The 24,452-nt window shown below is 72.3% G+C and carries 23 protein-coding genes; 12 read left to right on the top strand and 11 right to left on the bottom strand.

The annotated features are described in order from the left end of the window. Positions 1–46 precede the first annotated feature (46 nt). The 8 genes from ABD999_RS17325 to ABD999_RS17360 all read left to right on the top strand — a co-directional run bounded on the left by ABD999_RS17325 (position 47) and on the right by ABD999_RS17360 (position 8,391). Entirely contained in the window at positions 47–1,009 is a 963-nt protein-coding gene (locus ABD999_RS17325; RefSeq protein ID WP_271278490.1) for a M48 family metallopeptidase, read from the top strand. Between the two features lie 49 nt (positions 1,010–1,058). Beyond that, a complete protein-coding gene (gene lipA / locus ABD999_RS17330; RefSeq protein WP_271278491.1) occupies positions 1,059–1,988 on the top strand; it encodes a lipoyl synthase in 930 nt (309 codons plus the stop codon). A 199-nt stretch (positions 1,989–2,187) separates the two neighbouring features. After that, positions 2,188–3,147 carry an AraC-like ligand-binding domain-containing protein gene (locus ABD999_RS17335; protein WP_271278492.1) on the top strand — a complete coding sequence of 320 codons (960 nt, stop codon included), beginning with the start codon at positions 2,188–2,190 and terminating at the stop codon, positions 3,145–3,147. Between the two features lie 115 nt (positions 3,148–3,262). Beyond that, positions 3,263–3,649, top strand: coding sequence for a VOC family protein (locus ABD999_RS17340; RefSeq protein WP_187281266.1), 387 nt, complete (start codon positions 3,263–3,265; stop codon positions 3,647–3,649). Next, a complete protein-coding gene (locus ABD999_RS17345) occupies positions 3,646–4,455 on the top strand; it encodes an alpha/beta fold hydrolase (protein ID WP_271278493.1) in 810 nt (269 codons plus the stop codon). The genes ABD999_RS17340 and ABD999_RS17345 overlap by 4 nt, the downstream gene beginning before the upstream one ends. 31 nt (positions 4,456–4,486) lie before the next feature. Then, complete coding sequence (locus tag ABD999_RS17350; RefSeq protein ID WP_271278494.1) at positions 4,487–6,853, top strand: beta-glucosidase family protein; 2,367 nt, start codon at positions 4,487–4,489, stop codon at positions 6,851–6,853. 93 nt (positions 6,854–6,946) lie between these two features. Continuing rightward, positions 6,947–7,627: a DUF4191 domain-containing protein gene (locus ABD999_RS17355; protein WP_271278495.1), complete on the top strand. Its 681-nt coding sequence runs from the start codon at positions 6,947–6,949 to the stop codon at positions 7,625–7,627. Further along, positions 7,627–8,391, top strand: a complete 765-nt coding sequence (locus ABD999_RS17360; protein WP_219544695.1) for a class I SAM-dependent methyltransferase — start codon at positions 7,627–7,629, stop codon at positions 8,389–8,391. Before ABD999_RS17355 ends, ABD999_RS17360 begins: the two co-directional genes overlap by 1 nt. Here the strand turns inward: ABD999_RS17360 and ABD999_RS17365 are convergent. The 3 genes from ABD999_RS17365 to ABD999_RS17375 are packed head-to-tail and all read right to left on the bottom strand — an operon-like array spanning position 8,372 to position 10,435. Continuing rightward, positions 8,372–9,322 carry a glycoside hydrolase family 113 protein gene (locus ABD999_RS17365; protein WP_271278496.1) on the bottom strand — a complete coding sequence of 317 codons (951 nt, stop codon included), beginning with the start codon at positions 9,320–9,322 and terminating at the stop codon, positions 8,372–8,374. The two genes, ABD999_RS17360 and ABD999_RS17365, sit on opposite strands and share 20 nt — an antisense overlap. After that, positions 9,319–9,924, bottom strand: coding sequence for a TetR/AcrR family transcriptional regulator (locus ABD999_RS17370; protein ID WP_271278497.1), 606 nt, complete (start codon positions 9,922–9,924; stop codon positions 9,319–9,321). The genes ABD999_RS17365 and ABD999_RS17370 overlap by 4 nt, the downstream gene beginning before the upstream one ends. A 49-nt stretch (positions 9,925–9,973) precedes the next feature. After that, entirely contained in the window at positions 9,974–10,435 is a 462-nt protein-coding gene (locus ABD999_RS17375; RefSeq protein ID WP_148032847.1) for an RDD family protein, read from the bottom strand. An 89-nt stretch (positions 10,436–10,524) separates the two neighbouring features. Between ABD999_RS17375 and ABD999_RS17380 the strand changes: the two genes are divergently transcribed. Continuing rightward, positions 10,525–10,824, top strand: coding sequence for a hypothetical protein (locus ABD999_RS17380; RefSeq protein WP_271278498.1), 300 nt, complete (start codon positions 10,525–10,527; stop codon positions 10,822–10,824). An 85-nt stretch (positions 10,825–10,909) separates the two neighbouring features. Then, positions 10,910–12,334: a type I glutamate--ammonia ligase gene (gene glnA, locus ABD999_RS17385; protein ID WP_148032849.1), complete on the top strand. Its 1,425-nt coding sequence runs from the start codon at positions 10,910–10,912 to the stop codon at positions 12,332–12,334. A 67-nt stretch (positions 12,335–12,401) separates the two neighbouring features. On the opposite strand, the gene ABD999_RS17390 is transcribed toward glnA, so the two are convergent. After that, positions 12,402–13,226, bottom strand: a complete 825-nt coding sequence (locus tag ABD999_RS17390; protein ID WP_271278499.1) for a hypothetical protein — start codon at positions 13,224–13,226, stop codon at positions 12,402–12,404. A 251-nt stretch (positions 13,227–13,477) separates the two neighbouring features. Here ABD999_RS17390 and ABD999_RS17395 point away from each other — a divergent pair, with 251 nt between their 5' ends. Then, complete coding sequence (locus tag ABD999_RS17395; RefSeq protein ID WP_271278500.1) at positions 13,478–14,524, top strand: trypsin-like serine peptidase; 1,047 nt, start codon at positions 13,478–13,480, stop codon at positions 14,522–14,524. 89 nt (positions 14,525–14,613) lie between these two features. Here the strand turns inward: ABD999_RS17395 and ABD999_RS17400 are convergent, their stop codons facing one another. Next, positions 14,614–15,417, bottom strand: coding sequence for an SDR family NAD(P)-dependent oxidoreductase (locus tag ABD999_RS17400; RefSeq protein ID WP_271278501.1), 804 nt, complete (start codon positions 15,415–15,417; stop codon positions 14,614–14,616). A 137-nt stretch (positions 15,418–15,554) separates the two neighbouring features. Then, a complete protein-coding gene (locus ABD999_RS17405) occupies positions 15,555–16,352 on the bottom strand; it encodes an SDR family oxidoreductase (RefSeq protein WP_271278502.1) in 798 nt (265 codons plus the stop codon). Between the two features lie 156 nt (positions 16,353–16,508). On the opposite strand from ABD999_RS17405, the gene ABD999_RS17410 reads away from it, so the two are divergent. After that, complete coding sequence (locus ABD999_RS17410; RefSeq protein ID WP_378525120.1) at positions 16,509–18,212, top strand: ABC-F family ATP-binding cassette domain-containing protein; 1,704 nt, start codon at positions 16,509–16,511, stop codon at positions 18,210–18,212. Between the two features lie 10 nt (positions 18,213–18,222). Here the strand turns inward: ABD999_RS17410 and ABD999_RS17415 are convergent, their stop codons facing one another. The 5 genes from ABD999_RS17415 to ABD999_RS17435 form a co-directional block, all read right to left on the bottom strand. Then, entirely contained in the window at positions 18,223–18,738 is a 516-nt protein-coding gene (locus ABD999_RS17415) for a hypothetical protein (RefSeq protein WP_271278504.1), read from the bottom strand. A 369-nt stretch (positions 18,739–19,107) separates the two neighbouring features. After that, positions 19,108–19,689, bottom strand: coding sequence for an NUDIX hydrolase (locus ABD999_RS17420; protein ID WP_271278505.1), 582 nt, complete (start codon positions 19,687–19,689; stop codon positions 19,108–19,110). 108 nt (positions 19,690–19,797) lie between these two features. Then, positions 19,798–20,346, bottom strand: a complete 549-nt coding sequence (locus ABD999_RS17425) for a GNAT family N-acetyltransferase (RefSeq protein WP_148032855.1) — start codon at positions 20,344–20,346, stop codon at positions 19,798–19,800. A gap of 10 nt (positions 20,347–20,356) precedes the next feature. Beyond that, complete coding sequence (locus tag ABD999_RS17430; RefSeq protein WP_261808692.1) at positions 20,357–21,400, bottom strand: hypothetical protein; 1,044 nt, start codon at positions 21,398–21,400, stop codon at positions 20,357–20,359. Between the two features lie 79 nt (positions 21,401–21,479). Beyond that, complete coding sequence (locus ABD999_RS17435) at positions 21,480–24,419, bottom strand: bifunctional [glutamine synthetase] adenylyltransferase/[glutamine synthetase]-adenylyl-L-tyrosine phosphorylase (protein ID WP_271278506.1); 2,940 nt, start codon at positions 24,417–24,419, stop codon at positions 21,480–21,482. Between the last annotated feature and the right edge of the window lie 33 nt (positions 24,420–24,452).

A 24,452-nucleotide genomic window follows, 5' to 3' on the forward strand; every position in this document is an offset into this window, starting at 1 on the left:
CCTCGGGCCCTTACCCGGCCGGGGCGGCGGTGCCTATGATCAGGGCGTGAAACGCGCCGCGGCCTTTCTCATCGCCCTTCTGGTGCACGCGCTGACGCTCGCCTTCATCGTGCTGGGCGCGCGCACGATCGTGGTCAACGCCGAGTTCGTCTTCGGCTGGCTGATCGGCGGGATGCTGATCGGCATCGGGTGGCTGCTGCGTCCGCGCCTGGCGCGCGTGCCCGCCGACGCCGAGGTGCTCGGCCGGGAGGACGCCGCCGAGCTGTACGCGACGGCCGGGCGGGTCGCGTCCCGGATGGGGGTCAGGCCGCCGGACCTGGTGGCGGTCAGGGATCTCGAGATCGGGACGTCTTACCGGAGAGTGGGGCTCAGGCGCACGCCGGTGCTCCTGGTGGGGCTGCCGGTGTGGCTGGCGCTGAGCCCGCGGCAGCGCGTGACCCTGCTGGCGACGGCTTACGCGGGCGAGGCGACCGGCGACGACCTGGTGGTGGGCGGCGCGCTGTCCACGCTGGGCGAGTGGCGGCAGGCGCTGCTGGGCTCCGCGCCGCTGACGGCGCGCGAGGAGGCCCGCGACAAGTTCACCGGTACGCTCGGCGCGCTCCACACGCCGGACACGAGCTACGAGGTGGCCGGGTGGATCGGCCGGGTGATCGGCCGGGTGCTGGGCGCCCCGGTGCTGCTGGTGGAGTACGCGCTCACCCGGCTGGCCCGTTCGGGCGACGGGCGGGCGCGCGAGCGCAGGCTGGCGCTGGCCGCGAAGGCGGTCACGCCCGAGGAGGTGGCGGAGCTGGAGGAGCTGATCGCCGCCGGCGGCTACCTCGCGCCGATGCAGGCGGCCGCGCTGCGCGGCGAGACCGTGCCCGCGATCAGGCGCGACGCGCTGGCCCGCGCCGACCGGCCGGGGCCCGCGCGTTCCCCGTTGCTGGGCGAGATGGAGTCCGGGCGCATCGACGAGGAGTTACTCGCCCACTACACCCGCGCGGTGCGCGGTTTCGGGCTCATCGCCTGATCCACGCCCCTGGCGAGGGCCATGCGGGCGGGAGACGTAAGCTGGCAGGGTGACCGTTGCTCCTGAAGGCCGAAAGCTCCTCCGCCTGGAGGTGCGCAACGCCGAGACCCCTATCGAGCGCAAGCCCCCGTGGATCAAGACCAAGCTGAAGACGGGCCCCGAATACACCGAGCTGAAATCGCTCGTGCGCCGCGAGGGCCTGCACACGGTCTGTGAAGAGGCGGGCTGCCCCAACATCTACGAGTGCTGGGAAGACCGCGAGGCGACGTTCCTCATCGGCGGCGACCAGTGCACCCGCCGCTGCGATTTCTGCCAGATCGACACCGGCAAGCCCAAGGAGTACGACCGCGACGAGCCGCGCCGGGTGGCCGAGTCCGTCCAGCAGATGGGCCTGCGCTACGCGACCGTGACCGGCGTGGCCCGCGACGACCTGCCCGACGGCGGGGCCTGGCTCTACGCCGAGACCGCGCGGGAGATCCACGCGCTGCTGCCCGGCTGCGGCGTCGAGCTGCTCGTGCCCGACTTCAACGGCGACCGCGGCCAGCTGGAGGAGGTCTTCTCCAGCAAGCCGGAGGTGTTCGCGCACAACGTCGAGACCGTGCCGCGCATCTTCAAGCGGATCCGGCCCGCGTTCCGCTACGACCGCTCGCTGAAGGTGATCACGACGGCCCGCGAGGCCGGGCTGGTGACCAAGTCCAACCTCATCCTCGGCCTGGGCGAGACCCGCGAGGAGGTGCTGGAGGCGATGCGCGACCTCCACTCCGCCGGCACCGACCTGCTCACCATCACGCAGTATCTCCGGCCGACCCCGCGCCACCACCCGGTGGAGCGCTGGGTCAAGCCGGAGGAGTTCGTGGAGCTGCAGCGGGAGGCCGAGGAGATCGGCTTCGCCGGCGTGCTGTCCGGCCCGTTGGTCCGCTCGTCGTACCGCGCGGGCAAGCTCTACCAGCAGGCGATCACCGCCCGCCAGACGGCCTGACCGCGCCGTCTGGCGGGCGGCGTGATCGCGGCGTCGTTCGCGGCGTGATCGCGGCGTCGTTCGCGGCGTGATCGCGGCGTGATCGCGGCGTCGTTCGCGGTGGCCACGTGGTGTCGGAAGCCCCGGGCGGGGTCCCGGGGCTTTCGCGTTTCCCCTATCCGGCCGCCGCGCTACCGTGAGCGTCGGAAGGGGGCGAGACGTGGCCATTCTGATCCGGACCGGGGACGTGCCGCCGGGGCAGCGGCTCGACGCCTGGCGCAGCGTGGTCTGCGACACGCTCGGCCCGCTCGACTTCCACATCGCCCGTGGCACCCCGCTGCGGGGGCAGATCGAGGCCGGGCAGCTCGGCCCGATCGGCGTCGGCAAGGTGGAGACCTCCACGCCCCACAGCGTGCACCGCACGGCGGGCCTGATCCGGCGTGACAGCCCCGAGCTCTACCGGCTGGTGCTGGCCGTGTCGGGCAGCCCGATCCTGTCGCAGGACGGCCGCTCGGTCCGGCTGGCCCCGGGCGGGTTCGCCCTCTACGACTTCACCCGGCCCTACGAGCTGGCCTACGACGCGGCGGTGCGGCTGGCGGTGTTCAGCTTCCCGCGCGAGCTGCTGTCGCTGCCCGCCGGCGCGGCCACCTCGATCACCGCCGTGCCCATCCCGGCCGGCGAGGGCACCGCCGCGCTGGCCGCGCCGCTGCTGCGCCGGGTGGCGCTGGACCTGGAGACCTACCGGCCGGCCAGCGCCGCGCGGCTGTCCACGGTGGTGATGGATCTGGTGGCCACCGCCGTGGCCGAGCGCGTGGACCGGCTGGACGAGGTGCCCGAGCGGGCCCGGCAGGAGGCGCTGACGGCGCGGGTGCACGCCTTCATCGAACGCCATCTGGGTGATCCCGGCCTGGACCCGGCCGCCGTGGCCGCCGCCTGTCACGTGTCGCCGCGCTCGCTGCACCGGGTGTTCGAGGCCCGCGACACGACGGTGGCGGGCTGGATCCGCCATCGGCGGCTGGAGCGCTGCCGCCGCGACCTGGCCGATCCGGCGCTGGCGGGCGTGCCGGTCAGCGCGGTGGCGGCCCGCTGCGGGCTGCCCGACCCGGCCCACTTCAGCCGTCTGTTCAAGCGCGCGTACGGGGTGCCGCCGGCCGAGTACCGGCGGGCGAGCCTGCGGTAGGCGCGCATCGTCAAGGGGGTGGCGCGCAGATCCAAGACCGGGGCCGCCGCGATCCGCAGACTGGTCTCATGCCCGCGAGAACGCGGGAACCCCCTGACGAGGATGGAGTCCGGTCATGCAGCTCTTCGTGAACCTGGCGGTCAAGGATCTCGACCGCTCGAAGGAGTTCTTCACCGCGCTCGGTTTCGCCTTCTTCGGCATGGCCGACGACATGGCGTCCGTGATGATCAACGACGGCGCGCAGGTCATGCTGCTGACCGAGCCGGTGTTCGCCGGCTACGCGGCCAGGGAGCTCGCCGACCCGGCCAAGACGACCGAGGCGATCCTGGTCATCGGCCTGGAGAACCCGGCCCAGGTGGACGAGCTGACCGAGAAGGCCGTCGCCGCCGGCGCCACCCCGCTGGGCCCGCCCCGGCAGGACGACTTCCGCTACCAGCGGGCCTTCGCCGACCTCGACGGCCACCACTGGGAGGCGCTCTGCCTGGCGCAGCCGGCCGGATGAGCACCGTGACGCTGACGGGCACGGCGGTCTCGGCCGACGGGACCGCCATCGCCTACGACCGCCACGGCTCGGGACCGGCCGTGGTCCTGGTGCACGGCGCGTTCACCGGCAGGGGCCACCCCACGCTGGCGGGCGTGGCGGCGGGGCTGGCGCCGTGGTTCACCGTGTACGACTACGACCGGCGCGGGCGGGGAGGCAGCGGCGACACCTCCCCGTACGCGGTGGAGCGCGAGATCGAGGATCTGGCCGCGGTCGTCGGGGCGGCGGGCGGGCGGGCGATGGTGTTCGGCGGGTCGTCGGGCGGCGCGCTGGCGCTGGAGGCGGCGGCCCGGCTGCCGGAGGTCACCAAGCTGGCGGTGTGGGAGCCGCCCTACCACGTGACCGCCGACGCCCCCGCACTGCCGCACGACTTCGCCGCCCAGCTCGATGCCCTGGTCCGGGAGGGGCGGCGGGGGGACGCGGTCGAGCTGTTCATGGTGGCGGCGGCCGAGGTGCCGCGGGAGGCCGTGGCGCTGATGCGGGCCGACCCGTCCTGGCCGGAGGTGGAGGCCGTCGCGCACACGCTGGCGTACGAGGCGGCCGTCATGGGGCCGGGCAACGCGCTGCCGGCCGCCCGGCTGGCCGAGGTCACGCAGCCGGCGCTGGTCATGAACGGCGACGCCGGCCCGGCGTGGATGGCGGCGGCCGCGCGGGCCGTTGCGGGGCGCGTCCCCGGCGCCGTCCACCGGGTGCTGGAGGGGCAGGCGCACGCCGTGGCCCCGGAGGCCCTGCTGCCCGAACTGCTGGAGTTCTTCGTGGTGGCGTGACCCCGGCCGCCGGGTCGCCGACACTGTGATCGTGGACTTCGATGACGTGATCAGCGGGCTGGACCTGCGTACCAAGGTCAGGATGTTGACCGGCGCCTCCATGTGGGCGCTGCACCCGGTGCCGGAGATCGGCCTGGACCGCCTGGTGATGAGCGACGGGCCGATCGGCGTGCGCGGCGAGCGGTGGAGCGCGGCCAGCCCGTCGATCGCGCTGCCGAGCCCCACCGCCATGGCCGCCACCTGGGACGTGGGGCTGATCCGGCGGGTGGGGCGGCTGCTCGCCCAGGAGGCCCGGCGCAAGGGCGTGCACGTGCTGCTCGCGCCGACCGTCAACCTGCACAGGTCGCCGCTGGGCGGGCGGCACTTCGAGTGCTTCTCCGAGGATCCGCACCTGACGGGCGAGGTGGCGGCCGCGTACGTGGAAGGCGTGCAGGAGGGCGGGGTGGCGACCACCCCCAAGCACTTCGTGGCCAACGACTCCGAGACCGAGCGGTTCACGGTCAGCGTCGAGGTGTCCGCGCGGGCGCTGCGCGAGCTGTACCTGCGGCCGTTCGAGCGGGTCGTCCAGGCCAGCGCGTGGGGTGTCATGACGGCCTACAACGCGGTCGGCGGCGTCACGATGAGCGAGCACGCCGATCTGGTGCACGGGGTGCTGAAGGGCGAGTGGGGCTTCGACGGTCTCGTGGTGTCCGACTGGACGGCGGTGCGCACCACCGAGGCCGCCGCGCTGGGCGGCACCGACGTGGCCATGCCGGGCCCGCACGGGCCGTGGGGTGACAAGCTGGAGGAGGCGGTGCGCGCGGGGCGGGTGCCGGAGTCGCTGATCGACGACCGGGTGCGCCGCGTGCTCCGCCTGGCCGAGCGCACGGGCGCGCTGGGCGGGCCGCCGCCCGCCGCGGCCGGCGAGGTCATCGACGGGGTGGCGCTGGCGCGTGAGGTGGCCGCGCGGAGCTTCACCCTCCTGAAGAACGACGGGCCGCTGCTTCCGCTGTCCGGCGTGCGGTCCGTGGCGCTGATCGGGTCGGCGGCCAGGGAGGCCAGGGTGATGGGCGGCGGCAGCGCCCAGGTGTTCCCCGCCCGCGTCGTCTCCCCGCTGGACGGCCTGCGCGGGCGTGACGTCGTCGAGGTCCGGTACGCGCGGGGCACCGATCCGCGCGTCCGCCTGTCCCCGCTGGCGGTCCCGGCCACCGCGGCCTTCCTGGACGCCGACGGCCGGGTCCTGGCCGAGCATCCGCTGCCGGCGGCCGAGGGGCGCTGGATCGGCGAGACCCCGCCCGGAGTGGACGCCGACCGGCTCGCGGCGGTCCGGCTGCGCGCCGCGTACACGCCGGAGACCGGAGGGCGGCACGAGCTGTCGGTGGCCGGCGCGGGCGCGTACACGCTGTCGGTGGACGGCCGGGTGCTGCTCGACGAGACGCTGACCCCCGGTGGTGACGACCCGGCCGCGCTGCTGTCCCCGCCGGAGCGGCGGGTGACCGCCGACCTGGACGCGGGCGTCACGTACGAGCTGGAGGTCCTGCACCGGACGGCCGGGTTCCGGGGGATGGTGTTCATCGTGTGCGTGCTCGGCCACGCCGAGCCGTCGCCCGGCGAGGACGAGCTGTTCGCCGAGGCGGTGCGGGTGGCGGCCGGCAGTGACGTGGCCGTGGTGGTCGCCGCCACCACGCCGGAGGTGGAGAGCGAGGGCTTCGACCGCGGGGACCTGGTGCTGCCGGGCCGGCAGGACGAGCTGATCGCCGCGGTCGCCGCCGCCAACCCGCGCACCGTCGTGGTGGTGAACGCGGGCTCGCCGGTGGAGATGCCGTGGCTGGACTCGGTGGCGGCGGTGCTGCTCACCTGGTTCCCGGGGCAGGAGGCGGGGGCGGCGCTGGCGGACGTGCTGTTCGGCGACGCCGAGCCGGGCGGGCGGCTGCCGACGACCTGGCCCGCCCGGCTGGCCGACGCGCCGGTGGTGAACGTGACTCCGGACCGCGGTGTCATGGTCTACGAAGAGGGGCTGTTCATCGGGTATCGGGCGTGGGAGCGGAGCGGGCGCGCGCCGGCGTTCTGGTTCGGGCACGGGCTCGGTTACACCACCTGGTCGTACGACTCGATCTCCGGCGGGAGCGGGTCGGTGACCGTGCGCGTGACCAACACCGGCCGTCGGCGCGGCCGGGAGGTCGTGCAGGTCTATGCCGCGCCGGTCACGCCCGATCCGGAGCGCCCGGCCCGGTGGCTGGCCGGGTTCGCGGTGGTGGAGGCCGAGCCGGGGCAGAGCGTGAGCACCGTCGTGGACGTGCCGGACCGTACGTTCGAGGTCTGGGACGGGCGGGGGTGGCGCGTCGCGTCCGGGGAGTACCTGCTGGAGGCCGCCCGCCACTACGCCGACCGGAGGCTTTCGGCGACGGTCAAGGTCTGAGAGTCAGGATTCGGCAAAAAGATCGCGGCCGCGGCGAGGCTGCCTGGCGGCCGCGTTCTCCGTCCTGTCCGGTTCGTTTGTATCCTTCCTTCCATGGCGAAGTCCAAGGACCCAGAGAAGCCGGGGCGCATCAAGCAGCTCCGCATGATCGCGCAGATCATCAAGCAGTCCAATCCCAAGGGGATGCCGATCGTCTTCCTCTCGGCGGTCGGCACGCTGGCTGTGGTGGTCGTGATCGGTCTGGTCACGGACTATCTGTGGTATTCGATCTTCCTGGGCATCCTGCTGGCGTTCACCGTCGGCCTGGTGGTGTTCGGGCAGCTCGCGCAGCGGGCGCAGTATTCGCTGCTGCACGGCCAGACCGGCGCCGCCGCCGCCGTGCTGCAGGGCATGCGCGGCAACTGGCAGGTCACCCCGGCCATCGCGGTCAACCGCGACCAGGACCTGGTCCACATGGTGGTGGGCTATCCGGGCGTCATCCTGGTGTCCGAGGGGCCGGGCAACCGCACGGCCCGCATGCTCGCGGCGGAGAAGAAGCGCATCGCCCGCGCGGTGCTGGGCGTGGAGATCTACGACATCCAGTGCGGTGACGGCGAGGGCCAGGTCCCGCTGGCCAAGCTGCAGCGCCACATCATGAAGCTGCCGCGCAACCTGAAGAAGCCCTCGGTCAACGAGGTGAAGGACCGCCTGCGGTCCCTGCCGAAGAACATGCCGATGCCCAAGGGTCCGATGCCCAAGGGCGCCCGCATGCCGCGCGGCCCCAAGATGCGCTAGTGCCGTCCCTGTCGTCGCGGGCCAACCGCGGCTGGTGGGACGGCAACGCCGACGACTACCAGGCGGAGCACGGCGCGTTCCTGCGCGACGCCGGCTTCGTGTGGTGCCCTGAGGGCGTCGACGAGGCCGACGCCCGGCTGCTCGGCGAGGTGTCCGGGCGCGACGTGCTGGAGATCGGCTGCGGCGCCGCGCAGTGCGCCCGCTGGCTGGTGACGCGGGGTGCGCGGGTGGCCGCCTTCGACCTGTCGCGCGGCCAGTTGCTCCACTCGCGCCGCATCGACGAGGAGACCGGCGTGCGGGTGCCGGCGGTCCAGGCCGACGCCGAGTCGCTGCCGTTCGCCGCGGAGAGCTTCGACGTGGCCTGCTCGGCGTACGGCGCGCTGCCGTTCGTGGCCGACCCGGCGGCGGTCCTGCGCGAGGTGCGCCGGGTGCTGCGGCCGGGCGGCCGGTTCGTGTTCTCGGTCAGCCACCCGATCCGGTGGGCGTTCCCCGACGACCCGGGCCCGCGCGGGCTGACCTCCGACCGCTCCTACTTCGACCGCAGCCCGTACGAGGAACGCGACGAGCACGGCGCCCTCACCTACGCCGAGCACCACCGCACCATGGGCGACTGGGTGGGCCTGCTGGCCGCCTCCGGGCTCGCCATCACCGGGCTGCTGGAGCCCGAGTGGCCCGAGGGGCACGACCGGGTGTGGGGCGGCTGGAGCCCGTTGCGCGGCCGCCACCTGCCCGGCACCGCCATCTTCAGCTGCGCGCGTATCTAGCGGCCATGGCGTGGAAGGCCGCCTTCGGCTCCCAGCGCGTCTCGTCGAGCATCCTGACGACGCCGTACGAGCCGAGGTCGGCCTGATTGTCCCGGCCGATCCTGGTGAAACCGGCGAAGGTGAACCACAGGGCGGTCTCGACGCCCTCCTGTTCGAAGACGTCGAGCAGCTCGTCGAGATAGCGGACCTGCTCGTCCTCGTCGGGCACCGCGCCTTCGGGCACCAGGTAGGCCGAGCCGCCCCGCTCGCCGGCGCCGCGGTAGGCGCAGGTGCCGAACTCGGTCACGGCCACCGGCTTGCCCTGCCCGGAGCGGGCGCGCAGCTCGTCGCGGAAGGTCTCGGCGTTGTAGGCGGCGCGGTAGGCGTCGAGGCCGACGACGTCGAACGGGGTCCAGTCGACGAACTCCCAGGGCGCGGAGGCGTAGGTGATCCTGCCGCCGAACAGCGGCCGGACCGTGGCGGCGACCTCGGCCAGGTAGGAGTCCAGGCGTTCGGTGATCGCCGGGATCTCCCTGCTCCACCATTCGGGGGACGCCTCGGTGAGTGATCCCAGGCGCTCGCCGTACGTCTCCCCCGGCATGAAACCGGACAGGAACGCGCTGGCCTCGCAGCCCGCCACCAGCACCACCTCGGCGCCGCCCGCGCGCAGTTCCTCCGCCTTCGTGGCGCACTCCGCCAGCATCGGCAGGGTCTCCTCGGGGGTGAGGTCGACCGGGAACGGCGCGTACCAGACCTCCAGTCCGGCGGCGGCGGCCTCCTCGGCGGCGACGGCGAGGCGGGCGGGGTCGCCGCCGGAGACGCGGACGGCCCGGCAGCTCAGCTCGCGGGCGATCACCTGGAGGTCGCGCCGGACGGTGTCCCGGTCGAAGGCCTTGCGGCTGCGGTCGGGCTCGGGCAGGAAGCCGGTGTCATAGTTGATGCCCTTTTTCATGATTTGTCCTTACCGATACCGCCTTGGAGTTGGTCGAAGGCGAGCTCCACGTCGGAGGCGAGCATCCGGCCCGCCTCCTCCAGCGGCGTCCCGGACGCCAGCCGCTGGAAGAACGCCTCCTCGACCGTGGTGATGACGGCGGTGATCTGGGCGGCCATGAGCTGCGCGGCCGTCTCGGAGCCGGCCGTGTCCCGCAGCACGGCGGCCAGCTCGTGACGCTGCCCCATGTGCGCCTGGTAGACGCCCGCCATGAGCACCGGCGTGGACGCGATGACCCTGACCTGGGCGAGCATCCGGCCGACGTCGCGGGGACCGTCGGCGGCCAGCGCGGCGTAGTGGGCGCGCAGCGCGTCCAGGGCCGTCTGGCCGGGCGACCGCCGGGCCACGATCGAGGCGAGGTCGTCGTGGATGCCGTCGAGAGCCAGGCAGTCCTTGCTGGGGAAGTAGTTGAACAGGGTGACCTTGGCGACCCCGGCCGCCTCGGCGATCTCGCTGACCGTCACCGCGTCGTACCCGCGCTCCGCGAACAGCTCCAGCGCGACGCCCGCGATGCGCCGCCGTGTCTCTTCCTTCTTGCGCTCGCGCAAACCCGCCATCATCATGACGGCAGCGTAAACCGTACTCAGTACAAAAGTAAACCCGGTACGGTTTTCACATGCGGACGACCACGGTGTTCGACACGCGGTCGTGCAGGCCGCGGTGGTCGCGGTCGAAGATCAGCGCCGGCAGGGCCAGCACGAGCAGCACCGTGCGCACCAGCACCGGGAACAGGCGGGGGTCGCCGCCGTCCATCGCCGCCACCCGGATGCCGGCCAGCCGGTGGCCGAACGTCTGCCCCATGAACCCGACCAGCACCACGTACTGCACGGCGAACACGATCGCGGGCACCCACGGCTGCTCGGCCGTGCTGATCCCGAGCAGCAGCTGCGTGATCGCCCACGTGCAGATCATCCAGTCGATGACCAGGGCGGCGATCCTGCGCCCCCAGCCGGAGACGGACCCGCTGCCCTCCTCCGGCAGCCCGAGGCGCTGCCCCGGATAACCGAGATCGACCCCAGCGGACCGGAGCCCGCCCAGCCAGGTCTGCGTCCACCGCGGCTCGTTGCTGCTCATGTGTCAAAGGTATCCGCCGGTGGGGGCGGTCGGGATCGTGACCCGTCCGCGCTTCCGTGACGCGGGTGGTCCGGCGCATGATGGAGGCCATGCCGTACGGGGACGACTTGGACGCGCGCTTCCACGAACTGGTCGCGCAGTTCAGCGAGGAGGAGCGGCGCAGGCTGAGCGCCGCGGCGAGCAAGGGCGCCCGCCCGCGCCGGCGTCGGCGCGTGGGACGGGTCTGGTACGCGTTCGCGGCCGTGCTGGCGGTGGTCGTGGCGGCCCTGCTGATCGTCGCCGTCCGCCCCGACCTGCTCTCCCCCGCCCCCGAGCCCGCCGCGGAGTCGCCGTCACCGGTCCTGCGCGCCCACGTTCCCGGCCCTTCTGGGGACGCGAGCGCCGCGTAACACTCGCGAAACAATCGAGACACCATGCGGAAACGGCCGCGCCGTACCTTCACGGGTGATAGCCCGTCCCCAGGGAGGTTCGAGAGTGTTCAACTCCGCCGACGACGTCCTGAAGTTCATCAGGGACGAAGGGGTGCAGTTCGTCGATGTCAGGTTCACCGACCTGCCGGGGACGACTCACCACTTCACCTTCCCGGTCGAGAACTTCGGCGCGAACGTCTTCTCTGACGGCCTCATGTTCGACGGCTCGTCGATCCGCGGCTTCCAGGCGATCCACGAGTCCGACATGCTGCTCCTGCCGGACCCGTCGTCCGCCGTGGTCGACCCGTTCCGCCAGCACAAGACGCTCAACATCAACTTCTTCGTGCACGACCCGCTGACCGGCGAGGCCTACAGCCGCGACCCGCGCAACGTCGCCCGCAAGGCCGAGGAGTACCTCAAGGGCACCGGCATCGCCGACACCGTCTTCTTCGGGCCCGAGGCCGAGTTCTACATCTTCGACGACGTCCGCTTCGAGACGAAGTCCAACGCGGGCTACTACTACATCGACTCCATCGAGGGCGCCTGGAACACCGGCAAGGCCACCGAGGGCGGCAACCTGGGCTACAAGCCGCGCTACAAGGGCGGCTACTTCCCGGTGCCGCCGATGGACCACTTCACCGACCTGCGCTCGGAGATGGTCCGCAACCTCATCGAGTGCGGCATCGACGTCGAGATGCAGCACCACGAGGTCGGCACGGCCGGTCAGGCGGAGATCGACTTCAAGTTCGGCACGCTGCTCAAGACGGCCGACAACCTGATGCTCTACAAGTACATCATCAAGAGCACGGCCATGGAGTACGGTCACACCGTCACGTTCATGCCCAAGCCGATCTTCGGTGACAACGGCTCCGGCATGCACTGCCACCAGTCGCTGTGGAAGGACGGCTCGCCGCTCTTCTACGACGAGGTCGGCTACGCGGGCCTGTCCGACACCGCCCGCTACTACATCGGCGGCCTGCTCAAGCACGCCCCGTCGCTGCTGGCCTTCACCAACCCGACGGTCAACTCCTACCACCGGCTGGTGCCGGGCTACGAGGCGCCGGTCAACCTGGTCTACTCGCAGCGCAACCGCTCGGCCTGCGTCCGGATCCCGATCACGGGCTCCAACCCGAAGGCCAAGCGCATCGAGTTCCGCGTGCCCGACCCGTCCTGCAACCCGTACTTCGCCTTCGCCGCCATGCTGATGGCGGGGCTCGACGGCATCCGCAACAAGATCGAGCCGCCGGAGCCCGTCGACAAGGACCTGTACGAGCTCCCGCCGGAGGAGGCCCGCTCGGTCCCGCAGGTGCCCGGCTCCCTCACCGACGTGCTCAACGCCCTGGAGGAGGACCACGACTACCTGCTCGAAGGCGGCGTCTTCACGCCCGACCTGATCGAGACGTGGATCTCCTACAAGCGCGAGAACGAGGTCGACCCGATCCGGCTGCGCCCGCACCCGCACGAGTTCGAGCTCTACTACGACGTGTGACCGGTTACCGCGCGGTGAGCTGCACGCTCACCGCGCGGTTTCCGTCTGGGTCCCGCCATCGCCGTGTTCAGTCGTGGTCGGGAAAGACCAGCTCATCGCGCGTAGCCACCTCTTCGGCGGGGGGCGGCTCGATGTGGATCGCGTCGCCCCAGCCGGAGAACCGCACATCGGCGGTCGTGAGGCTGCGGTCTTCGACGTTCCAGGGGTATTCGGGCTCGTCATACCGCGTCTGGCACCTGCGTACGAGCTGATCCGGACCAAGCCACAGCCGCCACTTCACGGGCAACTTGGTGTAGCTCGCGTAGCGTCCTGTGGGCTTCTCGAAGTCGCCCACCCATAGACGCGGATTCAGCTTGTACAGCTTGCCGATGGTGGTGCTGCCCTCGTGGAGAGTGGTGCGGGTGCCGTCGTAGACGCCGGCGGGCCGCTTGGCCGTCGTGGTGGACAGCACGTGCCGGAGAGTGGCGGGATCGCTCAGCCTGATCTTCCCGCATTCCAGGTACAGCTCGTTCTTCTCGGTGTCCAGAATCCAGGACTTGCCCTCCGGCAGGTAGGCAGGGCGGTCGGGATACCAGCCGTAGGAACGACCCGGGAAGACGACGGCCCGGGAGGCACCGCCGGCTGAGGGCTTCGAGGGGCGGAAATCGAGGGCCACGATTCCACCGCCACCGAACTCGTAGGCGGACCGCGATCGGCTGGTGACGTGGTCCTTCTTCGGACCCCAGACACCTCGGTAGACCGAACTCGCCCGCACCCCGCCATGACCGTCGAGCTGCCGCTTCAGCGCCGCGACCGGATCTGGACGGGTGACGGCTCCGGCGTGCGGGCCGATGACCGGGATCGATGCTGTCAGCACGAGAGCCAGCCCGATCGCCCATCGACCCATGCTCATGCACTCCCCGCTCGATGCCGTGCCGTCCGGAACGGAGGCTGTGGGAGATCGTCGCGATCGAAGATCTCAACGCTGTCACGGACGGATTCCGGCGGAGCCCGCAGGTCGGTGACTCCTCGTCTGACAGTGGTTGATGGCGCCGCGCGAAAATCGTTGATCCTTACGAGGCCGACAGGTAGCGTCTGCGATCAGTGGCGATCACTTGTTCGAATTTTCGCCATCTGTCCGGCCCGCAGATCTGGAGATGTGAGATGAAGCGAACACTTAGTCTATTAACTGTCGGCCTGCTGGTCTCCGGTCTGGTGACCGCACCGGCCGGGGCCTCCAGCGTGGTGACCGATCCTCTGGCCTCTTCCCAAGCGACCGCTGCTGAGATCGCGACGTTCTGGCTCGGCGACGGCGGCGCCCATCTGATGAGCGCCACTCCGTACAACGTCCGGACCGCCGTCGACAAGGTCCTTCCCATCAGCGGCATCCCCGCGGACACCAAGCCCGGCACTATCCCGCCGACGCCCCCGTCCACCTCCGATCCGGCGAAGGCCAAGGCGCCCGGCACCTCGGGCAAGGTGTTCTTCGTCGGCGCCGACGGTCAGCCGCACTGGTGCACCGGCACCGCCGTGCAGTCGCAGTACCGCAACCTCGTGGCCACCGCAGCGCACTGCGTGTACGACACCCAGCGTTCCTACGCCACCCTCGACAAGTGGGTCTTCGTTCCCGGCTACTCCGGTGGCACGACTCCGTGGGGTCTCTACGTCGGAAAGCAGGTTTCCGGCCATTACGACTTCACCACCTACGACGACTACGACCGCGACTACGCTTTCGTCAACGTCTACGGCGGCGTCGTCTCCTCTGCCTCAGGCGGGTTGACCAACTTCGGAAGGCTGGTCGACAACGTCGGCGGCCAGGGGCTGGCCTGGAGCCAGCCGCTGGGCTCCTCGGTCGACGTCTTCGGCTATCCCGCCGGCCCCCATCCCGACGGCACCCGGCCGTACACGGGTGAGACCATCGAATCGTCGAGGGGTGACACAAGCGCCGTAAGGGTTCCCAGCTTGAAGGCGGAGGAACTCATGGCCGTGGATTCCCGGTTCACCGGTGAAGGGGCTCTCGGCTCCTCCTGGCTGTTGCGCTATGACAAGGCCAGCCGCATGGGGTACCTCAACGGCATCACCATCAGCGTCGCCGACACCGATGGCAGCCTGCGTTACGACACGAGCTTCTCTCCCTACTTCGACGGCGAACTGGCCGGCGTCTACTCCGCCGCCGGCGCTGTGTGGACCGGCTCGGTCCTGCCCGCGTAACGGAGCCTGACGGCCAGGTCCACGGCATTCGGAAGGCCATCGAGGACGCGATCGATGGCCTTCCGCGTCCGGCCGCGTCGCCGGATCCGTCAGACCTGCTTGAGGAAGCCCGCGTCCACCGCGAGGTCCGCGCCGGTCGTGGCGGCCGAGCGGGGCGAGGCCAGCAGGGCGATCGCGTCGGCGACCTCCTGGGGGTCGACCAGCCTCGGGATCGACAGGTTCATCATCTCCGGCGCCAGCCGGTCCAGCACGGAGTCACGGTCGGCGCCCGCCTGTCCGGCGATGATGTCGGCCGCGCCGCCCTCCTCGGTCCACCACGCCGTGCGCACCGGTCCAGGAGAGACGGTGTTGACGCGGATGCCCTGGGGGGCGTACTCCTCCGACAGCGCCTTGGTCACGTTGTTCAGTGCCGCCTTGGCCGCGCTGTAGTCGACGTTCATCGGGGCGGGGAGCCGTGCGGAGCCCGACGAGACGTTGACGATCGAGCCGCCGCCGCGCGCCAGCATCGGCGGGATGGCGGCCCGGACGAAGCGCACCACCGCGAACAGGTTGAACTCGAACATGGCCCGCCAGTCCTCGTCGGCGGGGGCCATGAAGGAGAAGCGCGGCAGGGCAACCCCGGGCGGCGGCCCACCGGCGTTGTTGACCAGGATGTCGAGCCCGCCGAACTCCTCCACGGCCCGCGCCACGGCCTGGCCGGGCGCTTCGGGGTCCATCAGGTCCACCGGCACGTGGAGCAGGTCGCCGCCCAGTTCCGCCAGCTCGGGGCTGGCCTTGCGGGAGACGGCCACGACACTGGCCCCCTCCCCGAGCAGGGTGCGGGTCACGGCCAGGCCGATGCCCTTGGACGCGCCGGTGACGATCGCGACGCGGCCGGAAAACTGCAGATCCATAGGTGTTCCTTCGCCGTAGGGCCCTCCGGACGAGCGGAGGGTTTCCATCGCGGAACACGCTAGGCGCGGGCCCCCGATGCGGGCTGGCGACGTTCGGACCGGTGTTTCCGGCGGGCTTCGGAACCGGAATCCCCCGCTCAGAGGCCGTAACGGCCGAGCACGTCCCGCTTGCGGCCGGTGAGGAACTTGCGGGCCATCCGGCCGGTGGTGAGCCAGGCGATGACATCGCCGTTCCCCGTGCCGGCCAGCATCCTGCCGACCAGGTACGGCGCGACCTCGTCGACGTGGTCGCAGAGGATGTTGAGGAGCTTGCGCTGCTTGGCCACCTGCTCGGGGGCGGCGGCGGCCTCGCGCAGCCAGCCCTCCGTGATGAGCATGCCGGGGCTGACCTGCCCGACCCGTACGCCGGTGCCCGCGACCTCCTTGGCCAGCGCCCGGGTGAAGGAGTCGAGGCCGCGCTTGGTGGCCGAGTAGACGCCCATGCCGGGACGGATCCGGCCGTCGCTGCCGCCGCCGAGGATGTTGAACACCTGGCCGCCGCCCTGAGCGAGCATGCCGCGTACCGCGACCTGGGAGCCGTAGACGGTGCCGAGCATGTTCGTGGTGACCATCGCGCGGACGTCGCCGGGCGCGGTCTCGACGATGGGGCGGGTGGTGTTGGCGACCCCGGCGTTGTTGATCCACAGGTCCACGCCGCCGAGGGCGTCCACCGCGGTGGCCCACAGCTTCTCGACCTGCTCGGGGTCGGTCATGTCGACGGCGCACCCGTGCACGGCCGCGCTTTCCGCCGCCTCCGGGCGCAGTCGCGCCACGGCCTCGTCCACCGCCGCCCTGGTACGGCCCGACACGACCACGGAGTGCCCGCGCCGGAGCAGTTCGCGGGCGAGAGCGAACCCGAGCCCTTTGGTGCTGCCGGTGACGACTGCCTTCCGCATGGCCGCTCCCTGGAGGGTGGGGAATCGGCGTTGATCTTACGCCGCCGCCTTCTCCTCGGATAGACCTGAGACGAGACGTTGCGTCTTGGAGGACGTGACGCTACTCTCTCATGAGACGGATCGTCTCGTCTCACTGGAAGCGAGGAGGTGGGCCTCATACGTACCGCTGCCCAACTGTCACTGGCCGAGATCACGAAGCGTTACGACACCCGCGTCGTCCTGGACCGCGTGTCGTTCGCCGTCAAGCCCGGCGAGCGGATCGGGGTGATCGGCGACAACGGGTCGGGCAAGTCCACGCTGCTCAGGCTCATGGCGGACGAGGAACAGCCGACCAACGGTGAGCTGGTGGTCGTCGCGCCCGGTGGCGTCGGATACCTGCCGCAGACGCTCGCGCTGCCGCCGCACGTGACCGTCGCGGAAGCCGTCGACCTGGCGCTGGCCGACCTTCGGGAGCTCGAAGCCCGCATGCGGGCGGCCGAGCGGTCGCTCGGGGAGGAGTCCTCTCCGGATCTGGACGTGTACGCGGAGCTGGTGGCGGAGTTCGAGGCCAGGGGCGGCTACGAAGCCGACGTCCGGGTGGATGTCGCGCTGCACGAACTCGGGCTGCCCGGGCTGGACCGGAGCCGCCCGCTGGGCACGCTGTCCGGCGGCGAACGCGCCAGGCTGGCTCTGGCCGCCACGCTGGCGTCCGACCCCGAGCTGCTGCTGCTCGACGAGCCGACCAACGACCTGGACGACCGGGCCGTGTCCTGGCTCGAACAGCGCCTGCGCGCCCACCGGGGCACGGTCGTGGCGATCACGCACGACCGGGTGTTCCTGGAGCGGGTGACCACCGCCATCCTGGAGGTCTCCGGCGGGCAGGTGCGCCGCTACGGCGACGGGTACGCCGGATACCTCGCGGCCAAGGCCGCCGAACGCGCCGCGCAGGCGCGGGCCCACGAGGAGTGGAAGACGGAGCTGGACCGGCATGCCGGTCTGGTGGCGGCCAACGCGGGCCGGTTGGCCGTGATCCCGCGCAAGACGCCCAAGGCGGGCATGGGCACCGGGACGTGGCGTGCGCGCTCGCGTACCCACGGGGCCTCCCGGCGCATCCGCCAGTCCCAGCAGCGGCTGCGCCGGCTCACCGACCACCCGGCGCCGCCGCCGCCCGAACCGCTGCGCTTCACCCCCACCCTCGCCGCCGCGGGTGCCCGCCAGGGTGCGGAGGTGGCCGCGCTCGACGGCGTGGTGGTGGCGGGACGGCTCCAGCTCGACTCCCTGACCATCAGGGCCGGCGAGCGCCTGCTCGTCACCGGCCCGAACGGGGCCGGCAAGACCACGCTGATGCACGTGCTCGCCGGCGAACTGCTGCCCGACGCGGGCGAGGTACGGCGGAGCGGCCGCACCGGACTCTTCCGCCAGGACGACCCGGACACAGACGCACGGCGGACAGAACGGTTCGGGTCCTTCCGCGAGCACATTCCGGACGACGGTGACACGCGGCGGACCAGGGATGTGCTGGTGAGGGCCGAATGGACCGTGTTGCGGGCCTATGCGCACGGGCGGGCCGGGAGTCTGGATGAGCACGCGGACGCGCTGCTGGCTCTGGGGCTGTTCGGGCCGGCCGACCTGGGGCTGCGTCTGGGAGAGCTGTCGTATGGGCAGCGGCGCCGGGTCGAGCTGGCGCGGCTGGTGAGCGAGCCCTTGGACCTGCTGCTGCTCGACGAGCCGACCAACCACCTGTCGCCGATGCTGGTGGAGCAGATGGAGGAGGCGCTGGAATCGTTCCCCGGCGCGCTGGTGGTCGTGACGCACGATCGGCGCCTGCGGGCCGGGTTCACCGGCTCCCGTCTGGAACTCGCCGACGGCGTGCCGTCATGACGCCCGGATGTCAGTCGTCGGCGGCGACCAGGAGTGACAAGGTCCCGGCGGTCCGATCGACGAGGACCAGCTCGTGGAAGTCGATCTGGACCCCGCCCCAGTCGTGGAACGCCCCACGGCCGAGGTCCTTCAGCCGGTACCGCTCGGTGGCGTCCGCGAGCAGCGGGTGGACCTCGTCCTCCAGCCGGGCGGACAGAGCCGCCGGAAGCGGCCCGAACTGGTCCGCCCAGCCGCGCAGAACGGCGTGCGCGGCCGCCCCGTCGACCTGCTCGTACGCGGCCGGGCTCAGGTTCCGCAGCCAGTAGGGGCCGTGCCGGAGCCCCGCGGCCTCGGCTCCTCCCCCGGCGTAGTCGTCCCGGTACTGCTCATGCCCGACCAGGTCAGCCAGGAGTTGGCCGCCGGCGACGTCCCGGCGGGACAGGCCGAACCGCTTGACGTCGATCCAGCGGAACGCGTGGTCCTCGAAGTCGAACGCGCTGAAGTTGATGAAGATCTGATCCCTGTACGTGAGCGTCCCGTCCGTCACGCCGGAAACGATAACGCGGGGCGGTCACGGCGCGGGTCTGCCGTACATCGAGAACGCAGGTAGCCCCCGACAGCGGCGGCGAGGAGCGCGCCCGGCCCTCAGAACACGCACGCGGCCAGCCCTTCCAGCGGCGAGGCGAGGGTGACATCCGGTGGACGATCGCAGGCCGGTTCGCCTTCGCCGAATGGGGTGCCTGGGTGCCGGAGTGCTCCTGGCCGATCTGGGGCGCCGCGCCGGCCGCTGCCGCCTGCGGCGCGAGGCCGACGCGGTGGGTGGTCGGCGCGTTGCCCGATGGGCGCGCGGGTGCCGATCCGGCACGTCGTAGCCGCCGGCCGCCCGTGGGGGATGCCCGCCTTGTCCCGTCTCGGCTCAGGGCTCATTCATGCTTTCGCCCTGTGCGACTCGCGGAGGTGTCGAAGACAGGATCGCCGCGATGCCGCGTACGAGGCGGTCGGTGAGCAGTCCGGCGGGATCGCGCCAGGCGAGGGACCCGGCCTGCGGCGTGATCCGGGCATGCAGCGTCCGGAAGGCGAAGCGGAAGTCGGCGTGCTGGTGCGAGGGCACACCCCTGGCCGGGTCGGCGGGGATCTCGTGGACCTCGATGTCCACAGGGACGGTCTCGGCCGGGACGACGACCTCCCGCCGGGGAACACCTGTCCCCGCTTCCAGCTCGCGCAGGGCGGCGTCGCACAGGCTGTCGTCCGAGGGCTCCACGTGGCCGCCGGGCAGGAGGCAGCGGTCCTGCGCGCTGTGGCGGATCATCAGCACCCAGCCGGAGCCGTCGATCGCGACGGCGCTGGTGGTGACGTGCAGGGGCAGGGTCTCGCGCGAGGCGAGGTCCTGCTCGCGGTCGAGCGCCTGCGCCAGCATGACGGCGTCGGCGGCGCGGCCGGGGTGAGCGCCGAGATAGCGCGTCAGCACGGCGACGATCTCCCTGCGGGTCACGGTCATGGCCCTATGGAAGTGGGTCGGCCGGGTGCCCGCAATCGACTGCCGGACAGTGGCGGAAAGCTCCCACATGCCCGTCGTGCCACTTCTGACACGGAATCATGCTTATGGTCAAGTCGTGGGACGAACGACCCCAGCCGCGCTGATCCGGTAGAGGACGTGCGGGCGGAGCGGGTGGCCTTCCGGGATCATGCTGTGGTCGAAGTCGTCGGCCGGGTCGCGGGTCATGCCGAGCCGCCGCATCACCGCCTGGGAGCGCACGTTCAGGACAGCCGTGATCGACACGATCTCCTCCAGGCCCGCCTCGCCGAACCCGTGAGCGAGCGCCCGCCGGCCGGCCTCGGTGGCGTAGCCGTGTCCCCACGCCGAACGGGCCAGCCGCCAGCCCACCTCGACGGCGGGCGTGAACGGCGCCTCGAACGTCTGCAGGGCCAGCCCGGCGAACCCGATGAACTCCCCCGTCTCCCGCACCTCCAGCGCCCACAACCCGTACCCGTGCTCGTCGAACCGCTGCTCGATCCGGTCCACGAGGGCGTCGCTCTCGGCCCGGGTCATCGGGGCGGGGAAGTGTTCCATCACCCGCGGGTCGGCGTTGAGCGCCGCGAACGGCTCCCGGTCGCTCTCCCGCCACCTGCGCATGATCAGCCGCTCGGTCTCCATCCCCGACACCCTAGCGACGGGAGCGGATGCCGGTGATGCGGCGCAGGACGTCCCACCAGAAGGGGGCGCCGAACAACAGCGCCACGTACGTCAGCAGGAAGCCCGGCCAGTGGCTGGGGGTGGTGAGGCGGTCCCACCAGGCGCCGCCGTTCCAGTGGAAGGACGGCTCGCCCTCGGCGGGGACCGCCATGCTGACGATCGCGTTGTCGAGCACCTTGACCAGCGCGGGCTGGCTGAGCGTCTCGGTGACGCACGGCACCGGGTCCGACTGCTCGCACTGCGCCTTCAACTCGCTGTACGCGTCAGGACCCGCTTCGGTGACGGCCGTGACGGTGGCGCGATAGGCGTTGTCGCGCAGCAGCGTCTTGCCGTACTCCAGCCCGTCCACGGTGAACAGCAGCGTCACCACCAGCGCGAGCAGGGCGAGCACCCACTTGACGTACCGCTTGTAGAGCATCGACAGCCGCTGCATCTCACTGTCGAACCAGCGTTCGACGCCCTGACGGAACCGGTCGAGGTCGCGCTGGGCGGACTCCCACACACCTTGGAGATGGCCGTAGAGCGGGCTGCCCGTGGCCCTGAGCTTCTCCAGGAGCCCTTCGACGCCGCCCGGCTCGCTCGCGGCCAGCTCCATCATGGCCATCGAGAACCGCCCCGGCGGCAGGTCGGCGATGCTGGTGCGGCCCCGGGTGGGGTGGTCGATCTCCCGTACGCGCTCGTACAGCAGACCAGTGAACCCGTCCGCGCCGGCGGGCGCGCCGGCCGGCACGGCGGCGGGAACCGCCGGGGCGGGCCGGCTTTCGTGCTCGGGCCGCGGGTCGCGGGCGAACGGCAGCGCCGCGAACACCTCGCGCAGGCCCGACGGCAGCCACGAGCGGCCCTTCGGCGCGTCGTCGTCGAGCGTGTCGCGCAGGTAGGCCCAGAGGAACTTGCTGCGGATCGCCAGCAGCCGCACGATGGCCTCGTTCAGCCCGCTGACGAGCAGCGACAGCAGGAGGAAGGCCAGCACGAGGCCGAGCGCCAGATCGATGTAAGCGGATAACAAGCCGATCACCCCGCGCCTTGATACACCCTGCGCCGCGCGGCCGCAACGGAAAGGCAGCGGCAAGGCAGCGGAAAGGCAGCGAAAAGGCTCAGTCTCCGTAGAAGACGCGCTCGACGACCTGGCGGGCGCGGCGGGTGACGCGGCGGTAGTCGTCGAGGAAGTCCTCCGACCCGTCGGCCGGGTAGCCGAGGGCGCGGGCGAGGTGGCGGCGCTCGCGGGCGCTCGCCGGGACGCTGTCGCCGGGCCGCCCCTTCACCAGCATGATCGCGTCCCTGACGCCGGAGGCGCACCGCCACGCCTCGGCCAGGACCGTCTCGTCGGCCGCGTCGAGCAGCCCTTCGGCCACGGCGGCGCGCAGCGCCTCAAGCGTGCGGGTGGTGCGCAGGGAGGGCAGCGCGCCGGCGTGGCGGAGCTGCTGGAGCTGGGCCACCCACTCCACGTCGGACAGGCCGCCGGGGCCCAGCTTGGTGTGCAGGGCGGGGTCGGCGCCGCGCGGCAGCCGCTCCGCCTCCATCCGCGCCTTGAGCCTTCTGATCTGCCGTACGGCGTCGTCGGTGATGCCGCCGGCCGGGTAGCGCAGCTCGTCCACCATGGCGATGAACGCGGAGCCGAGCCCGGCGTCACCGGCGGAGAACCTGGCGCGCAGCAGCGCCTGCGACTCCCACGGCGACGACCAGCGGGCGTAGTAGGCGCGGTAGGAGGCGAGGGTGCGGACCAGCGGCCCCTGCCTGCCCTCGGGGCGCAGGTCGGGGTCGATGAGCAGCGGCGGGTCGGGCGCGGGCAGGGCGAGCAGCCGGCGCACCTCGTTGGCCACGGCGAAGGCGGCGTCGGTGGCGTCGCGCTCGGCGGCGCCCTCCAGCGGCCGGTGGACGAACATCACGTCGGCGTCGCTGGCGTAGGAGGACTCCATGCCGCCGAGCCGGCCCATGGCGATGATCGCGAACCGGGTGGGCAGCTCGCCGCGCCGCTCGGCCGACACCTTGCCGATGGCCGCGTCGAGCGCGGACTGGAGGGTGACGTCGTTCAGCGCGGACAGCGCCACGCCGACCCGCTCGATGTCGATCAGCCCGGCGACGTCGGCCACGGCGGTGCGGAACAGCTCGCGGCGGCGCAGCGCCCGGACGGCGGCCACCGCGGTCTCCGCCTCGTCGGTGTAGCGGGACACGGCGGCGGACGCCTCGCCGAGCAGCGCCTCGGGCGGGCGGACGGCCAGGTCCTCGTCGCGGCCGAGCAGCGCGACCGCCTCGGGGGCGTGCGTGAGCAGCTGGGTGGCGTACCGGCTGGTGCCGAGGACGCGCGCCAGGCGCTGGGCGACGGCGGTCTCGTCGCGCAGCAGCCGCAGGTACCACGGCGTGGCGCCGAGCTTGTCGCTCACCTGGCGGAAGCCGAGCAGCGCGGCGTCGGGGTCGGGCGTGTCGGCGAACCAGCCGAGCATGACCGGCAGCAGCGTCCGCTGGATCGCCGCCCGCCGGGACACGCCGCCGGCGAGGGCGGCGATGTGGCGCAGCGCGCCCTCCGGGTCGACGTAGCCGAGCGCGCCGAGGCGGGCCTCGGCGGCGGAGGTCGACAGCCGCGCCTCGGTCTCCGGCAGGCGGGCCACGGCCTGCAGCAGCGGCCGGTAGAACAGCTTCTCGTGCAGGCGGCGGGCCTGGCTGGCGTGCCGCCTCCATCGGGTGGTGAACTCGCCGACCGGGTCGGCCTGCATGCCCAGCGCCCGGCCGAGCCTGCGCAGGTCGGCGGGGTCCTCGGGCAGCACGTGGGTGCGGCGCAGCCGGTGGAGCTGGAGCAGGTGCTCCACCTGGCGCAGGAACGTGTACGCCTCGGCCAGGCCGCGCGAGTCGTCGCGCCCGACGTACCCGCCCCGCGACAGGGCGGCCAGCGCGGGCAGCGTGGCGCGGCGGCGCAGCAGCGGGTCGAGCCGGCCGTGCACGAGCTGCAGCAGCTGCACCGCGAACTCGATGTCGCGCAGCCCGCCGGGGCCCAGCTTGATCTGCCGCTCCCCCTCGGCCAGCACGTGCGCCTCCACGCGGCGGCGCATGGCCTGGACGTCCTCGACGAAGTTGTCGCGGGTGGCGGCCGACCAGACGAGCTCGTTGACCGCGCCGACGTACTCCTGCCCCAGCTCCAGGTCGCCGGCCACGGGCCGGGCCTTGAGCAGCGCCTGGAACTCCCACGTCTTGGCCCAGCGCCGGTAGTAGGCGAGGTGGCTGGCGAGGGTGCGCACCAGCGGGCCCGAACGGCCCTCGGGGCGCAGCCCGGCGTCCACCTCCCACAGCGACCCCTCGGCGGTGGCGGCCGAGCAGGCGCGCATCATGGCCTGGGCGAGCCGGGTGGCGGTGCGCAGCGCCTTGGTCTCGTCGGCGCCCTCGCGCGGCTCGGCGACGAAGACGACGTCCACGTCGCTGATGTAGTTGAGCTCTCTGGCGCCGCACTTGCCCATGCCGATCACGGCGAGCCGCGCGTCGTCGGTGTCGACCTCGGTACGGGCGATCGCCAGCGCGGCTTCCAGGGCGGCGCCCGCGAGGTCCGAGAGCTCGGCGGTGACCTCCTGGAAACCGGCCTGGCCGGTGAGGTCGCGGGCGGCCAGGTGGGCGAGCCGGCCACGATAGGCGATCCGGAGGCCGGCGAGCGCGCCGGAGCCGGTGGCGCGCGGCTCGGGGTCGCCGGGGTCGGCGCCGACGGCGCGCAGCAGCTCCGCCCTCGCCTCTCCGAGTCCGGGCAGGGCCAGCGTGTCGAGCTGGGCGGGGTGGCGTACCAGGTGCTCTCCCAGGGCGGCGCTGACGCCGAGCACGGCGAGCACCCGTTCCCTGAGCGCGCCGTCGGCGCGCAGCCGGTCGAGGACGGCGGGCTCGCGCTCGGCGAGCCTGGTCAGCGAGGCCAGCGCGAGGTCGGGGTCGGCGACGCCGGCGAGGGCGTCGAGCAGGTCGCCCAGCTCCACTCCTGCCTGCTCCACCAGGCGGGCGGCGGTGGCGGCGTCGGCGAATCCGAGTCTGGCGAGGCGGGCGGCGGTGGACTCGATCCTGGGCACCCCTCCAGTTTGACAGGCCCGCCGGGCGGCGGC

It is taken from the genome of Nonomuraea ferruginea, from assembly GCF_039540635.1.
GTDB lineage: Bacteria > Actinomycetota > Actinomycetes > Streptosporangiales > Streptosporangiaceae > Nonomuraea > Nonomuraea ferruginea.

What these genes read in the sequence shown, in the direction of transcription:
- ABD999_RS17340 (WP_187281266.1), top strand. Translation starts at nt 3,263, where the DNA reads ATGCAGCTCTTCGTGAACCTGGCGGTCAAGGATCTCGACCGCTCGAAG.
- ABD999_RS17345 (WP_271278493.1), top strand. Translation starts at nt 3,646, where the DNA reads ATGAGCACCGTGACGCTGACGGGCACGGCGGTCTCGGCCGACGGGACC.
- ABD999_RS17355 (WP_271278495.1), top strand. Translation starts at nt 6,947, where the DNA reads ATGGCGAAGTCCAAGGACCCAGAGAAGCCGGGGCGCATCAAGCAGCTC.
- ABD999_RS17365 (WP_271278496.1), bottom strand. Translation starts at nt 9,322, where the DNA reads ATGAAAAAGGGCATCAACTATGACACCGGCTTCCTGCCCGAGCCCGAC.
- ABD999_RS17370 (WP_271278497.1), bottom strand. Translation starts at nt 9,924, where the DNA reads ATGATGATGGCGGGTTTGCGCGAGCGCAAGAAGGAAGAGACACGGCGG.
- ABD999_RS17375 (WP_148032847.1), bottom strand. Translation starts at nt 10,435, where the DNA reads ATGAGCAGCAACGAGCCGCGGTGGACGCAGACCTGGCTGGGCGGGCTC.
- ABD999_RS17380 (WP_271278498.1), top strand. Translation starts at nt 10,525, where the DNA reads ATGCCGTACGGGGACGACTTGGACGCGCGCTTCCACGAACTGGTCGCG.
- ABD999_RS17390 (WP_271278499.1), bottom strand. Translation starts at nt 13,226, where the DNA reads ATGAGCATGGGTCGATGGGCGATCGGGCTGGCTCTCGTGCTGACAGCA.
- ABD999_RS17395 (WP_271278500.1), top strand. Translation starts at nt 13,478, where the DNA reads ATGAAGCGAACACTTAGTCTATTAACTGTCGGCCTGCTGGTCTCCGGT.
- ABD999_RS17400 (WP_271278501.1), bottom strand. Translation starts at nt 15,417, where the DNA reads ATGGATCTGCAGTTTTCCGGCCGCGTCGCGATCGTCACCGGCGCGTCC.
- ABD999_RS17405 (WP_271278502.1), bottom strand. Translation starts at nt 16,352, where the DNA reads ATGCGGAAGGCAGTCGTCACCGGCAGCACCAAAGGGCTCGGGTTCGCT.
- ABD999_RS17420 (WP_271278505.1), bottom strand. Translation starts at nt 19,689, where the DNA reads ATGACCGTGACCCGCAGGGAGATCGTCGCCGTGCTGACGCGCTATCTC.
- ABD999_RS17425 (WP_148032855.1), bottom strand. Translation starts at nt 20,346, where the DNA reads ATGGAGACCGAGCGGCTGATCATGCGCAGGTGGCGGGAGAGCGACCGG.